The sequence below is a fragment of the Marinobacterium rhizophilum genome (assembly GCF_024397915.1).
Lineage (GTDB): Bacteria > Pseudomonadota > Gammaproteobacteria > Pseudomonadales > Balneatricaceae > Marinobacterium_A > Marinobacterium_A rhizophilum_A.
Map to the genome: position 1 here is coordinate 4,762,868 of NZ_CP073347.1, position 13,912 is coordinate 4,776,779.

Consider the following 13,912-nt stretch of genomic DNA (forward strand, 5'->3'; position numbering starts at 1 on the left):
TGAGTTGAACAAATGGCCTTGTTGCAAATAGCTGAACCCGGACAGAGCCCTGATCCCCACAAGCGCAAGCTCGCGGTGGGTATTGATCTGGGTACCACTAACTCGCTGGTCGCAACGGTTCGCAGTGGCGAATCCGTTACGCTGCCGGACCTGCAGGGGCGGCATACGCTCCCCTCCGTTGTGCGCTATCTTGCCGAGGGCGGTCCCCAGGTGGGCTACGATGCCCACGCCAAGGCGGTGGCTGATCCTTTCAATACTATTCAGTCCGTCAAGCGCCTTATGGGGCGTGGCGTGGCCGATATCAAGAAGCTCGGCGACGAGTTGCCCTACCGGTTCGAGCGTCTGGAAGGGGGCATGCCCTATCTGTCGACTGCCGCCGGTGTAAAAAGCCCGGTGGAAATATCCGCTGATATTCTGCGTGAGCTGCAGCGCCGGGCCGAAGACTCTTTGGGGGGCGAACTGGCGGGCGCGGTCATCACGGTGCCTGCATACTTCGATGATGCGCAGCGCCAGGCAACCAAGGATGCGGCAACGCTGGCGGGGCTCAAGGTGTTGCGCCTTCTCAGCGAACCCACTGCTGCTGCAGTGGCCTACGGTCTGGATGAGGCGGCGGAAGGTGTTATCGCCGTGTATGACCTGGGTGGCGGCACTTTCGATATATCCATATTGCGCCTGAGCAAGGGCGTTTTCGAAGTCATGGCCACCGGTGGCGACAGTGCGCTGGGTGGTGATGATCTGGACCTGGCGCTGGCAAACTGGCTGGTCAGTCAGCTCGGCGTGGCCCAGGGGCTGGGTTCTGCAGATGCGCGCTATCTTACCGAGCAGGCGCGCAGTATCAAGGAGCGGTTGACCGACGAGCCTGTTGTTGAGGTGACTCTTGCGGTTGCGGGCGTCGAAAAACGCATCCGGATAGAGCGTGAGCAGTTTGGCGCCTTGATCGCGGACCTGGTTGCGCGCACCACGCGCGCCTGTCGTCGGGCATTGAAGGATGCCGGCGTGACGGTTGACGAGGTTAAGGACATTGTCATGGTGGGTGGTTCCACCCGCGTACCCCAGGTGCGTGATGCCGTGCAGCAGTTTTTCGGCAAGGCGCTCAGAATCGATATAGACCCTGATCGTGTCGTGGCCCTCGGCGCTGCGTTGCAGGCGGATGTGCTGGCGGGTAACAAGCCTGACAGCGATATGCTGTTGCTGGATGTTATTCCGCTCTCCCTTGGGCTTGAAACCATGGGTGGTCTGGTTGAAAAACTGGTGCCCAGAAATACCGCCATTCCGGTGGCCAAGGCGCAGGAATTCACGACCTATCAGGATGGTCAGACGGCCATGGCGATCCATGTGGTGCAGGGCGAGCGTGAACTGGTTGACGATTGCCGCTCGCTGGCGCGCTTTGAGTTGCGGGGCATCCCACCGATGGCAGCGGGTGCGGCCAAGATTCGCGTCACTTTTCAGGTGGATGCTGATGGCCTGCTGAACGTGGAGGCCAGGGAGTTATCCACAGGCGTCGAGAGCCGAATTCAGGTCAAGCCGTCCTACGGTCTGAGCGACAGCGAAATCGAGCAAATGCTGAAGGACTCCTACAGTTTTGCCCAGGATGACCTGGTGCTGCGCAACCTGCGCGAGCAGCAGGTGGATGCCGACCGCTTGCTGCACTCGCTGGAGCAGGCGCTGATTGAAGACGGCGCGGCGCTGCTCAGTACGGATGAGCGCGAGGCTCTGCAGGCTGCCATGGTACAGCTGCAGGAACTGCGTAAAGGTTCCGATCATCGCGCGATCGAAAGTGGTGTAAAAGCCCTGGCTGCAGCCAGTGACGAGTTTGCCTCGCGCCGGATGGATGCCAGTATTCAGCGTGCCCTGCAGGGGCACAATATTGATGAAATTGAGGAGGGTCGTTAATGCCGCAGATAATATTCCTGCCCCACGCAGATCTGTGCCCGGAGGGCAAGGTTATTGAAGTGGAGCCGGGTGTGACCGTCTGTGATGCGGCGCTGGCCCACGGTGTGGAGATTGAACATGCGTGCGAGAAATCCTGCGCCTGCACCACCTGTCATGTCATCGTGCGTGAAGGTTACTTGTCGCTGGATGAGGCGGACGAGCTTGAAGAAGACATGCTGGACAAGGCCTGGGGGCTGGAGCCCGAATCGCGTCTGAGCTGTCAGGCTCTGGTAGGGGATGAAGACCTGGTGGTTGAAATTCCCAAGTACACCATTAATCAGGTTTCCGAACGCCACTGATCAAGGGGGCTCCCATGGGTATCAAGTGGGTAGATGTTAACGATATTGCGATTGAACTGTGCGAACGATTCCCGGACGTGAATCCCATCACGGTCAGTTTTCCGGACCTGTATCGCTGGGTCATGGAGCTTGAAGACTTCGATGACGACCCCAATCACTGCGGCGAGAAGATCCTCGAGGCCATACAGATGGCCTGGATCGAAGAGCAGGATTGAGACGAACCCGGCGCAGGCCGGGTTTTTTGTGAGTGCTTGATGAGCAGCGCCTGGCGCTGTGGTTTTTATCCGCGCGGCACGGGCGGGTGCCGGGTCGCTGCAGGAACTCTGCTTTCGCTGCAGGCTCAGCTGTTTTATATCCTGGGCTTGGCGTATAATGCCGCGTCTAAATTTTGATCTATTTACTCTTGGGGAATTTCCATGGCTGTTGAACGTACTCTGTCCATCATCAAACCTGATGCCGTTGCCAAAAATGTCATCGGCCAGATCGTTGCCCGCTTCGAAGAAGCGGGTCTGAAGGTTGTTGAAATGCAGATGAAAAGCCTGTCCAAAGAAGAAGCTGAAGGCTTCTACGCTGAGCACAAAGAGCGTCCTTTCTTTGGTGACCTGGTTGCTTTCATGACGTCTGGTCCTGTTGTTGTTCAGGCGCTGGAAGGTGAGAACGCGATCCTGGTTAACCGTGAACTGATGGGTGCGACTAACCCGAAAGATGCTGCTGAAGGCACCATCCGTCGTGACTTCGCCGAATCCATTGATGCCAACGCGGTTCATGGTTCCGATTCTGCTACCTCTGCTGCACGTGAAATCGCTTACTTCTTCGGCAAGTAAGCTGTAAACCTGTGCCGCGCCCCGGCGTTGCCGGAGTGCGGCGCAACGATTTAATACAGAGTGACTTTGATGACTGAATCCATTGCCAAAACCAATCTACTGGGGCTGTCTCCTGCCAAGCTTGAGGCGTTTTTTGCTGAGCTTGGGGAAAAGCGCTTTCGCGCCACCCAGGTATTGAAATGGATTCATCAGCTCGGTGCCGAAAGCTTTGACGAGATGACCAACATCAGCAAGGCGCTGCGCGAGAAGCTGAAAACGGTTGCCGAAATTCGGCCACCTGAAGTGGTCTCTCAGGATATTTCCAAGGATGGTACGCGCAAGTGGGTGATCCGGGTTGAGGGCGGCTCCTGCGTGGAAACCGTGCTGATTCCCGAAGGGCCTCGTCGTACCCTCTGTATCTCGTCCCAGGTCGGCTGTTCCCTGAACTGCAGTTTTTGTTCAACGGGAAAACAGGGCTTTAACCGCAACCTGACCGCGGCCGAAGTCATCGGCCAGGTGTATATCGCCATCAAGTCTTTCGGTCCGATGGATCCCAATGGCGAACGCCAGGTGACCAACGTTGTACTGATGGGCATGGGCGAGCCCCTGTTGAATTTTGACAACGTCGTTGATTCCACACAGCTGATGATGGATGACAATGCCTATGGCTTGTCAAAACGACGTGTCACCCTGAGTACGGCCGGCGTTGTGCCGGCAATAGACAAGCTGCGTGAGGTCAGTGATGTATCCCTGGCCATTTCGTTGCACGCGCCGAACAATGAGCTGCGGGATATTCTGGTACCCATCAACCAGCGCTACCCGATCGATCAGCTGATTGATGCCTGCAACCGCTATCTGGATGGCCTGAATGACAGGCGCGTTATTACCATCGAGTACACCATGATGGCCGGTATTAACGATCAGCCCCAGCATGCCCGCGAACTGGTGAAAGTGCTGCGTCGTGTGCCCTGCAAGCTTAACCTGATACCGTTTAACCCCTTCCCGAATTCGGGTTACGAGCGCCCGTCGGAGTCTGCGATCCAGGCATTCAAGCAGATCATGGTGACGTCGAATATTATTACCACTGTACGACGTACTCGTGGCGACGAGATTGATGCTGCCTGTGGGCAGCTGGTCGGCCAGGTGCAGGACCGCACCCGCCGTAGCCAAAAAATCATTCCCGTGGTACAAGAGGAGCCGGGTCAACCCACGGATCGTAGAGCCTAGGAGGTTCAGCTTGAGCGGAATGCGCGCAGCACTATGGACGATAGTCATGTTGTTGGTGGTGGGGTGTTCCAGCTCGCCGGGGCGTCAGAATGCGGCCGAAGTATCGCCGGAAAAAGCGCTCGAGGCCTACACTCAGCTGGGCTTGCAGTATCTGCGTGCCGGTGACCTGGTCAGCGCCAAGGATGCCTTGCAAAGGGCGGTTGAGATCAGTGACAAGTATGCGGGTACCTATAACGCACTGGCGCTGGTGTTTCAGGTCGAGCAGGAATATGCGCTGGCCGAACAGAACTTTCGCCGTGCGGTGAGCCTGGAGCCAGAGACAGCCTCTTTCCACAACAATTTCGGTGCCTTTCTCTATGCGCAGGGCCGCTACGGCGAAGCCTGTACGGAGCTGGAGCGGGCAACGGAAGATCCTTTTTATACCCAGCGTGCGCAGGCGTTTGAAAACCTTGGGCGGTGTTTTCGCATTATCCAGCGCCCTGAAGCGGCGCAGCATGCATTCGAACGAACCCTCAGGCTGTCATCCAACCGCCCGCTGGCTTTGCTGGAGCTGACCGCGATTCACCTGGAAGCCGGCCGCCTGCAGGAAGCGCAACAGTACTTTGACCAGTTCTCGCTGCTGATTGACTCGCGCCAGGTCGAACACAGCGCCCAGAGTCTCTGGTTGGGGATTCAGCTTTCTCGCCAGGGTGGCAGCAGTACCCGCGGAGCCACCTTCGCACTGTTGTTGAAAAATCTTTTCCCGCAATCCGCGGAATATGCCAACTATAAGGAGTCGCTGCAGTGAACCAGGTGTCCCAGGCTGAGTCTGAATCCAGTGCAGCGTCTTCGCAGCAGTTCAGCCTCACGCAATTGCGTGAACGCCAGGGGTTGTCACAGGAGCAGGTGGCGTCGTCGCTGCGTTTGCCTTTGGCGCAGGTGCGGGCACTGGAAGAGGGCGATTACGACAAGCTCCCCAGCTGCGTCTTTGCGCGCGGCTATTTGCGCTCTTATGCGCGCCTGCTTGGCGTCAGTGGTGATGATCTTGTAGGCGAATTTGATCGCAGTTATGGCGCAGGGCAGGCGTCGGCGTCGATTCGCTCCATCAGTCGCGTGCAGCCCGCGGGCAGCTCGGGCACGGGGGTCAGCCTGTCAATGCTTCTGCTCGTTGCTGTCATCGTCGCGACAACTTTCTGGTGGTGGAAAACCCAGTACGGCAATGAAGTTGCACTCACGCATCTGCCAGAAAGCACTGTGGCGGTGGATACGGCAAATGGCGAAACGCTGGTGCTGTCGGCAGGTGAACCTGAGAGTACCGCGGTTGAAGTCCCGGACAGGCTTGAGTCTGTCGATTCGACGCCTGTCGCTGCAGTCGATATTGCAATCGACAGCGTCGTTGCCAGTGCAGCGGTCGTTGCATTGCCGGTTGCTGAGGTGGATGCGGCTGTCTCCCCAGAGGTACCCGTGCTTGAAGCTGTTTCCGGGCAGGCTGCGGCCGAGGTGGAAGACGTACCTGTGCCTGTGGAAACATCGGCGCTTGCCGCTACGGGCCTGGTCGTGCGTTTTCAGGATGACTGCTGGGTAACGGTCAAGGGACCAGCGGGCAAGACCCTGTTCAACAATATGCGCAAGGCGGGTGATGAGCTGCGCCTTGATGAGGCAGGCCCGGTCAGTGTGCTGCTGGGTCGCGCCAGCGCCGTCAGCGAAATCACTTTTGGTGGCACCGCAGTTGACCTTGCGCCCTTCAGCAACAAGAATGTTGCCCGGTTAACGCTACCGCTTAATTAATACGTCGCCGTTTAGATTTAGTAGGTTTTTATTTTGGCCAAGATCAAAGCCATTCGTGGCATGAATGACATCCTGCCGGAAGCTACACCGGTATGGCAGTACCTGGAACAGCATGTACAGACGGTACTGGGTGCGTACGGTTACGCTGAGATACGCATGCCGATTGTCGAGCAGACAGACCTGTTCAAGCGTTCCATCGGTGAAGTTACCGATATTGTTGAAAAGGAAATGTATACCTTCGAGGACCGCAACGGTGACAGCCTGACGCTGCGTCCGGAAGGGACGGCGGGCTGTGTGCGCGCCGGTGAAGAAAATGGCCTGCTGTATAACCAGGTGCAGCGGCTGTGGTACAAGGGCCCGATGTTTCGCCATGAGCGCCCGCAAAAGGGGCGTTACCGGCAGTTTCACCAGATCGGGGTCGAAACCTTCGGCATGCAGGGGCCCGATATCGATGCCGAGCTGATTCTGCTAACCGCGCGGCTCTGGCGGCAGTTGGGCTTGCTGGATGCCGTCACACTGCAGCTCAACACCATCGGCAGTGCCGAGGCACGAGCCCGTTACAAGCAAGCGCTGGTGCAGTATCTGCAAGGGTGCAAGGAGCAGCTGGATGAAGACAGCCTGCGTCGTCTGGATACCAATCCCATGCGCATCCTCGACAGTAAGGATGCGGCTACCCAGGCACTGCTGAACGATGCACCGGACTTCCATGAGTATGTTGATGCGCAGTCGCTGGAACATTTCGAGGCACTGAAGGCGCTGCTTGATCGCGCCGGTCTGGCCTATGAGGTGAACCCGCGCCTGGTGCGTGGCCTGGATTACTACTGCAAGACTGTTTTTGAGTGGGTTACCGACAAGCTCGGCGCCCAGGGGACGGTCTGTGCCGGTGGGCGTTATGACGGTCTGGTTGAGCAGCTGGGAGGCAAGGCAACGCCGGCGGTGGGTTTTGCCATGGGCATTGAACGTCTGGTCTTGCTGCTTGAAACACTCGAGGTGGTGCCGGCGGCGGCGCGCCAGACGGTTGATCTGTATATCGCCTCTATGGGCGAGGATGCCGCTGATCAGGCCTTGCTGCTGGCGGAACGCTTGCGCAATGAGACCGACTTCAGAATTCAGCTGCATTGCGGCGGCGGCAGCTTCAAGAGCCAGATGAAGAAGGCCGATCGTAGCGGCGCCTGCGTGGCGCTGATTTTGGGCGATGAGGAAGTGGCCCGCGGTGTGGCGACGCTCAAGCCGCTGCGCAGTGATGCGGAACAAATTCAGGTGGCCTGGCCGCAGCTTGCGGCCGAGCTGGCAAAAATAATCAACATCTGATCGACAGGGTATAGGGAGTCGTACGTGGCTGAGATGCGCACAGAAGAGGAACAGGTAGAAGCGCTTAAGCGTTGGTGGCAGGAAAACGGCAAGACGCTGCTGTTGACCCTGGCGGTAGCGCTGGCGCTGGTCTTTGGCTGGCGAACCTGGCAGGACCGTCAGGCTGCGGACGCGGCTAATGCCTCGGCGCTATATCAGAACCTGGTGCAGTCAGTAACCCTGGCTCTGGGAGCTGAGGGAACAGATGCGCAGGTGGCGACCGCCGAGCACCTGGCGACCAGCCTGAAGACCGAGCACGAAGACAGTGCCTACGCCGCGCTGGGTTCCCTGCTTATGGCCCGTGTCGCGGTAGAACAGGGGCAGCTGGATGAAGCCCTGGCGGAGCTTGAGTGGGTGCTGAGTCACGAGCCTGGCGATGCGCAGCGTATCGTTGCAACCCTGCGCAAAGCGCAGGTTCTGGGTGAACAGGGGCAGGCCGCCGACGCGCTCAAGCTGCTGGATGCGCTTGATCCGGGCAGCTTTGAGGCCAGCTATCAGGAGTTGCGCGGTGACTTGCTGCTGGGTGAGGGTAAAGCGGCCGAGGCGCGCGATGCTTACCGTCTGGCAGCTGAGGCGGCAGAAGCGACAGGCGTACGTCCGTTGCTGACCATGAAGCTTGAAAATCTCACGGCTGAGGAAGGTTAAATGAACAAGCTGTTCCGTGTTCTGGCTGCGGGCGCGCTGGTCGCGTCGGTAAGTGGCTGCAGTCTCTGGAGTTCGAGTGATGAAGTCGAGCCCAGTGAGCTGGTTGACTTCCAGTCCGAGCGTTCAGTGGACGTGATCTGGAGTGCCCGTGTAGGCGACGGCCTTGGTGAAAAATACCATCAGTTCACACCAGCTTCCGACGGAGTGCGTATCTACGCCAATGATGCCGAGGGTACGGTAAAGGCGTTTGATCTGGCAACAGGCAAGACCCTCTGGGAAGTCGAGCTGGAGATGGCGCTGGGCGCAGGAACAGGCGTGGGACCGGCTTCGGTCGTTGTGGTGACCGAGTCCGGCCTGGTGGTCGCCCTGGACAGCAGCAACGGTCAGGAGCTGTGGCGCAAACAGGTCTCTTCGGAAGCTGTGGCGCCCGCGCAGCTCAACCGTGATCTGGTGGTTGTTCAGCTGGTCAATGGCAAGGTCACGGCGCTGGATACCCGTTCAGGTGAGCACCGCTGGACCTTTGACAGTCAGGTGCCGAGCCTCAGTCTGCGCGGTACAGCCGCGCCCATCGTGGCCGCAGATGTCACCTTTGCCGGCTTTGCCAGTGGCAAGCTGGCGGCGCTGACCAACAGCAACGGCAATATGCTGTGGGAGCAGCGTATTGCTGAACCCCGCGGGCGTTCGGAACTGGAGCGCATGGTTGATGTGGATGGTCGTCCGCTGCTGGCCAACCAGATGCTGTACGTGTCCAGTTACCAGGGACGTCTGGTGGCGATCAATCCGTTTGATGCACAGATCCAGTGGGCACGGGACAGCTCAAGCTACCGTACCCCGGCGGCCGGTTTTGGCAATGTGTACGTAGTTGAAGCGAATGATCATGTGCAGGCCTATGATGCGGGCAGCAGTGCCAGTGTCTGGTCGCAGCCTGCACTGGAGAATCGTGGTGTGTCTGCGCCTGCGGTGCTGGGAAACAACCTGGTGGTGGGTGATGTCGAAGGCTACCTGCACTTCATGTCGCAGGTCGATGGCCACTTTGTTGCCCGTTACCGCGCCGACTCCAAGGGTCTGGTGGGTGACATGCTCGCAATTAATGATGTGCTCTACGTGTTGGGTAATGACGGTCGTTTGCTGGCATTGCGCCTCAACTGAGCATGAGTGATTTTCACAGGCGGCTATTTGCGTTTGCGAGTAGCCGCCGTTTTCGTTGTGGTAAATAGAAAATGGTACCGGTTATAGCGCTCGTGGGCCGACCCAATGTCGGCAAATCAACACTTTTCAACCGACTGACACGCTCGCGGGACGCATTGGTGGCCGATCTGTCGGGGCTGACCCGCGATCGCAAGTACGGCGAAGGCCGTGTCGGTGAAACGGACTTCATTGTCATCGACACCGGTGGCATCAGCGGAGACGAGGAGGGTATCGATTCCCTGATGGCCAAGCAGTCGCTGCTGGCGATCGAAGAGGCCGATATCGTGCTGTTTCTGGTCGATGGACGTGCAGGTCTGAATCCGGCGGACGAGATGATCGCTGATCACCTGCGACGCAGTGAAAAAAGTTGCTACCTGGTGGTCAACAAGACCGACGGTCTTGATCCCGATGTCGCCATTTCGGACTTCTTTGGGTTGGGGTTGGGGCAGCCGCTGCCAATCGCGGCGTCTCAGAACCGCGGTGTTACGCTGCTGATCGAAGAGGTGCTGAGCGAGCTGCCGGTGCCGGAAGTCGACGAGCTGCCGGAAGCGTTCAAGTTCAGCACCAAGATTGCCGTGGTCGGGCGACCCAACGTCGGCAAGTCGACGCTGGTGAACCGCATGCTGGGTGAAGACCGTGTAGTGGTGTTCGATCAGGCCGGTACGACCCGCGACAGTATCTATATTCCCTACGAGCGCGACGGCGAGCCCTATACCCTGATCGACACCGCCGGCGTGCGTCGGCGCAAGAACATCACCGAGGCGGTGGAAAAGTTCTCGATCATCAAGACGCTGCAGGCGATTGAAGATGCCAATGTGGTGGTCTGCGTGATCGATGCCCGCCAGGGTGTGACAGACCAGGATCTGCACATGCTGGGCTTCGTGCTGGATGCAGGTCGTTCACTGGTGGTGGCGCTGAACAAGTGGGATGGCATGACCGAAGAGCAGAAGCTCAAGGTCAAGGAACAGATCCAGCGCCGCCTTGAGTTCGTTGACTTTGCCCGCTTCCACTTCATCTCGGCGCTGCACGGCAGCGGCGTCGGAGAAATGTACCGCTCGGTGGATGAGGCTTATGCCAGTGCAATGGCCAAGTGGCCGACGAACCGCCTGACGCGTCTTCTCGAAGATGTGGTGGCCGAGCATCAGCCGCCGATGGTCAATGGCCGTCGCATCAAGATGCGCTATGCCCACCAGGGAGGATCGAACCCGCCGATCATCGTGGTTCATGGCAATCAGCTTGACAACCTGCCGGCGTCCTACAAGCGTTACCTGCAGAACAAGTTCCGCCAGGTGCTTGGAATCAAGGGCACGCCTGTGCGGTTTGAGTTCCGTGTGGGTGACAACCCCTTCGAGGGTCGGCAGAATCAGCTGACGCCGCGCCAGTTGGCCAAAAAGCAGCGCTTCAAGTTGCATGTGCAGGACTTGAAAAAAGAAAGCAAGCGCAAGTCGCGCAAGAAGAAATGAGTGAGTCGCAAGAGCGTCGGCGTCTGTCGATCGGGGTGTTTGACTCGGGTGTCGGTGGTCTGACTGTGCTGAATGAGTTGCGCCGTCAGTTGCCCAGTGAAAACCTCATTTACCTTGGTGATACCGCGCGAGTCCCTTATGGCACCAAGAGCTCGCTGTCGGTAACTCGATACGCTGAACAGGCGGCCCGGTTGCTGGTTGAACGCAAGGTCAAGCTGCTGGTGATCGCCTGCAATACCGTATCGGCGGTGGCGGTTGAGCCACTGCGCTTGCGGTTTCCGGATGTACCGGTCGTGGGTGTGGTCGAGCCCGGTGCCGAAGCCTGTTGCGCGCAAACGCGGAACGGCCAGATTGGCGTTATCGCAACCGAGAGTACCGTAAACAACCAGGCTTATCAGAAGGCCATCATGGCATTGCGCCCCGATGTGCGAATCCGGGCGCAGGGGTGTTCACTATTTGTCTCCCTTGCCGAAGAGGGCTGGCACGAGGGTGACCTGGTGGAGCAGATTGTGGCGCGCTGCCTGTCTCCTCTGCTGGATGAGGCAGAGGGGGATTCCGGTATCGATACTCTGGTATTGGGATGCACGCATTTTCCGGCACTTAAGGGGGCCATCGCCAAGGTTGTAGGGCCGAATGTCAGTTTGGTGGATTCTGCCGTAACGACAACCCGCGTGGTTCGCCAGCAGCTGCTTGACGGCAACCTGATGCGCGAGGCATCGACGCCAGGCCATGTGTCCTTTCTAGTCACGGACGGCCCGGAACGCTTCGTTCGTGTTGCCTCCTACTTTTTCGAGGGGCCGGTAGACGCCGCTCAGGTGGAACTCGTTGACCTGCAGCATTACGCGGTTGCCTGAGTATATCGGGTGGTTACAAGGGTTGGCTTTGTTATCGGCTCTGTTCTGGTTATCCCGGCGGCGGCACTTGCGGGTCGCATGATTTAAAATAGAAAGGGTGCCCGATGGGGCGCCCTTTTTGTTTGCGGGTTGCGGAACCCTGCGGTTTTGTCAGTAAGTCTTGTTGTTAAAGCCTGCGCTGGTCGATAATTAACCAGCCTTTCCTGTGTTAAATGGTGACTGCTGTTTGTTTTTCGAGCTGTTTAATGGGGCTGTCATCGGATTCGGGTCTGAATACCGCTTTTTTGCACTTTTATGGCGTTATTTTTAAATGGGCTGTTGACTCTGATCCGGGGCAATGTAGAATGCGCACCTCGCTTAGGGAGAGCGGCTTCAACGGCCCTCAAGCAGAGCGGGCAAGTCGGAAGTAAGTGGTTGATTTTCTTAGAAAGTTAGCCGGTGTTATCGACTTGTGAGTCACTCGTTTTTCTCCTCGGCTGCGGTCGAAAATGTTGAAAAAAAAGAGTTGACTTAAAACACCGAGTCGCTAGAATATGCGCCTCACTTGAGGCACGGGGTCAGCGGTAACGGTCCTTGAGTCCAAGCGCTCTTTAACAGATTGATCAGGTAATTCGTGTGGGCGCTTGTCAGGATAAGGCATAAAAGCTTTATCAAGGTAAGCAACCTTCATGTGAATTCATTTAAGTTGTTTTAGCTTGAGTCAGATTTATCGATACTTCGGTATCTTGATTTTAAACTGAAGAGTTTGATCATGGCTCAGATTGAACGCTGGCGGCAGGCCTAACACATGCAAGTCGAGCGGTAGAGAGAAGCTTGCTTCTCTTGAGAGCGGCGGACGGGTGAGTAACGCGTAGGAATCTACCTGGTAGTGGGGGACAACATTCGGAAACGGATGCTAATACCGCATACGCCCTACGGGGGAAAGGAGGGGCTCTTCGGACCTTTCGCTATCAGATGAGCCTGCGTAGGATTAGCTAGTTGGTGGGGTAAAGGCCCACCAAGGCGACGATCCTTAGCTGGTCTGAGAGGATGACCAGCCACACTGGGACTGAGACACGGCCCAGACTCCTACGGGAGGCAGCAGTGGGGAATATTGGACAATGGGGGCAACCCTGATCCAGCCATGCCGCGTGTGTGAAGAAGGCCTTCGGGTTGTAAAGCACTTTCAGTGGTGAGGAAAGGGTAACCGTTAATACCGGTTGCCTGTGACGTTAGCCACAGAAGAAGCACCGGCTAATTCCGTGCCAGCAGCCGCGGTAATACGGAAGGTGCGAGCGTTAATCGGAATAACTGGGCGTAAAGCGCGCGTAGGTGGTTGAGTCAGTCAGATGTGAAAGCCCCGGGCTTAACCTGGGAACTGCACCTGATACTGCTTGACTAGAGTACGGTAGAGGGCAGTGGAATTTCCTGTGTAGCGGTGAAATGCGTAGATATAGGAAGGAACACCAGTGGCGAAGGCGACTGCCTGGACTGATACTGACACTGAGGTGCGAAAGCGTGGGTAGCAAACAGGATTAGATACCCTGGTAGTCCACGCCGTAAACGATGTCGACTAGCCGTTGGGAGACTTGATCTCTTAGTGGCGCAGTTAACGCGATAAGTCGACCGCCTGGGGAGTACGGCCGCAAGGTTAAAACTCAAATGAATTGACGGGGGCCCGCACAAGCGGTGGAGCATGTGGTTTAATTCGACGCAACGCGAAGAACCTTACCTACTCTTGACATCCAGAGAACTCGCTAGAGATAGCTTGGTGCCTTCGGGAACTCTGAGACAGGTGCTGCATGGCTGTCGTCAGCTCGTGTTGTGAAATGTTGGGTTAAGTCCCGTAACGAGCGCAACCCTTGTCCTTATTTGCCAGCACGTAATGGTGGGAACTCTAAGGAGACTGCCGGTGACAAACCGGAGGAAGGTGGGGACGACGTCAAGTCATCATGGCCCTTACGAGTAGGGCTACACACGTGCTACAATGGCCGGTACAGAGGGCTGCAACCCCGCGAGGGTGAGCTAATCTCAGAAAACCGGTCGTAGTCCGGATCGCAGTCTGCAACTCGACTGCGTGAAGTCGGAATCGCTAGTAATCGCGAATCAGCATGTCGCGGTGAATACGTTCCCGGGCCTTGTACACACCGCCCGTCACACCATGGGAGTGGGTTGCACCAGAAGTAGCTAGTCTAACCTTCGGGAAGACGGTTACCACGGTGTGGTCCATGACTGGGGTGAAGTCGTAACAAGGTAGCCGTAGGGGAACCTGCGGCTGGATCACCTCCTTAAACGACATGGCTTGTTCTGGCATAGCGTCCACACGAATTACCTGATCTTGAAGTTAAAGCACGGAGTTTTAAACCGTACGTCTGCAGTTGCGGACTGACTGTTTAAAGCTTCAA

Annotated in this window: 12 protein-coding genes and 1 rRNA gene; all 13 read left to right on the plus strand. The window is 57.4% G+C overall.

What is annotated here, in order from left to right:
• The first annotated feature begins 12 nt into the window (after positions 1-12).
• The gene (gene hscA / locus KDW95_RS21570) at positions 13-1,893 is read left to right on the plus strand and encodes a Fe-S protein assembly chaperone HscA (protein WP_255853830.1); all 1,881 of its coding nucleotides are present in this window, start codon (positions 13-15) and stop codon (positions 1,891-1,893) included.
• Entirely contained in the window at positions 1,893-2,231 is a 339-nt protein-coding gene (fdx, locus tag KDW95_RS21575) for an ISC system 2Fe-2S type ferredoxin (protein WP_255853831.1), read from the plus strand. The genes hscA and fdx overlap by 1 nt, the downstream gene beginning before the upstream one ends.
• A gap of 14 nt (positions 2,232-2,245) precedes the next feature.
• Entirely contained in the window at positions 2,246-2,446 is a 201-nt protein-coding gene (gene iscX, locus KDW95_RS21580) for a Fe-S cluster assembly protein IscX (RefSeq protein WP_304941570.1), read from the plus strand.
• A 201-nt stretch (positions 2,447-2,647) separates the two neighbouring features.
• A complete protein-coding gene (gene ndk, locus KDW95_RS21585) occupies positions 2,648-3,055 on the plus strand; it encodes a nucleoside-diphosphate kinase (RefSeq protein ID WP_067287104.1) in 408 nt (135 codons plus the stop codon).
• Positions 3,056-3,124: 69 nt separating this feature from the next.
• Entirely contained in the window at positions 3,125-4,261 is a 1,137-nt protein-coding gene (gene rlmN, locus KDW95_RS21590; protein WP_255853832.1) for a 23S rRNA (adenine(2503)-C(2))-methyltransferase RlmN, read from the plus strand.
• Positions 4,262-4,280: 19 nt separating this feature from the next.
• Complete coding sequence (pilW, locus tag KDW95_RS21595; RefSeq protein ID WP_255856547.1) at positions 4,281-5,048, plus strand: type IV pilus biogenesis/stability protein PilW; 768 nt, start codon at positions 4,281-4,283, stop codon at positions 5,046-5,048.
• Entirely contained in the window at positions 5,045-6,028 is a 984-nt protein-coding gene (locus KDW95_RS21600) for a RodZ domain-containing protein (protein ID WP_255853833.1), read from the plus strand. Before pilW ends, KDW95_RS21600 begins: the two co-directional genes overlap by 4 nt.
• Positions 6,029-6,061: 33 nt before the next feature.
• Positions 6,062-7,339 carry a histidine--tRNA ligase gene (hisS, locus tag KDW95_RS21605; protein WP_370646647.1) on the plus strand — a complete coding sequence of 426 codons (1,278 nt, stop codon included), beginning with the start codon at positions 6,062-6,064 and terminating at the stop codon, positions 7,337-7,339.
• 33 nt (positions 7,340-7,372) lie between these two features.
• Positions 7,373-8,023, plus strand: a complete 651-nt coding sequence (locus KDW95_RS21610; RefSeq protein ID WP_255856549.1) for a YfgM family protein — start codon at positions 7,373-7,375, stop codon at positions 8,021-8,023.
• Positions 8,024-9,172 carry an outer membrane protein assembly factor BamB gene (gene bamB / locus KDW95_RS21615; protein WP_255853834.1) on the plus strand — a complete coding sequence of 383 codons (1,149 nt, stop codon included), beginning with the start codon at positions 8,024-8,026 and terminating at the stop codon, positions 9,170-9,172.
• A gap of 71 nt (positions 9,173-9,243) precedes the next feature.
• Positions 9,244-10,674 (plus strand): ribosome biogenesis GTPase Der, encoded by a 1,431-nt coding sequence (der, locus tag KDW95_RS21620; RefSeq protein WP_255853835.1) that lies wholly within the window; start codon positions 9,244-9,246, stop codon positions 10,672-10,674.
• Positions 10,671-11,528: a glutamate racemase gene (gene murI / locus KDW95_RS21625; protein WP_255853836.1), complete on the plus strand. Its 858-nt coding sequence runs from the start codon at positions 10,671-10,673 to the stop codon at positions 11,526-11,528. The genes der and murI overlap by 4 nt, the downstream gene beginning before the upstream one ends.
• Before the next feature lie 733 nt (positions 11,529-12,261).
• A 16S ribosomal RNA gene (locus KDW95_RS21630) occupies positions 12,262-13,798 on the plus strand.
• Positions 13,799-13,912 lie beyond the last annotated feature (114 nt).

What these genes read in the sequence shown, in the direction of transcription:
- hscA (WP_255853830.1), top strand. Translation starts at nt 13, where the DNA reads ATGGCCTTGTTGCAAATAGCTGAACCCGGACAGAGCCCTGATCCCCAC.
- fdx (WP_255853831.1), top strand. Translation starts at nt 1,893, where the DNA reads ATGCCGCAGATAATATTCCTGCCCCACGCAGATCTGTGCCCGGAGGGC.
- iscX (WP_304941570.1), top strand. Translation starts at nt 2,246, where the DNA reads ATGGGTATCAAGTGGGTAGATGTTAACGATATTGCGATTGAACTGTGC.
- ndk (WP_067287104.1), top strand. Translation starts at nt 2,648, where the DNA reads ATGGCTGTTGAACGTACTCTGTCCATCATCAAACCTGATGCCGTTGCC.
- rlmN (WP_255853832.1), top strand. Translation starts at nt 3,125, where the DNA reads ATGACTGAATCCATTGCCAAAACCAATCTACTGGGGCTGTCTCCTGCC.
- pilW (WP_255856547.1), top strand. Translation starts at nt 4,281, where the DNA reads ATGCGCGCAGCACTATGGACGATAGTCATGTTGTTGGTGGTGGGGTGT.
- KDW95_RS21610 (WP_255856549.1), top strand. Translation starts at nt 7,373, where the DNA reads ATGCGCACAGAAGAGGAACAGGTAGAAGCGCTTAAGCGTTGGTGGCAG.
- bamB (WP_255853834.1), top strand. Translation starts at nt 8,024, where the DNA reads ATGAACAAGCTGTTCCGTGTTCTGGCTGCGGGCGCGCTGGTCGCGTCG.
- der (WP_255853835.1), top strand. Translation starts at nt 9,244, where the DNA reads ATGGTACCGGTTATAGCGCTCGTGGGCCGACCCAATGTCGGCAAATCA.
- murI (WP_255853836.1), top strand. Translation starts at nt 10,671, where the DNA reads ATGAGTGAGTCGCAAGAGCGTCGGCGTCTGTCGATCGGGGTGTTTGAC.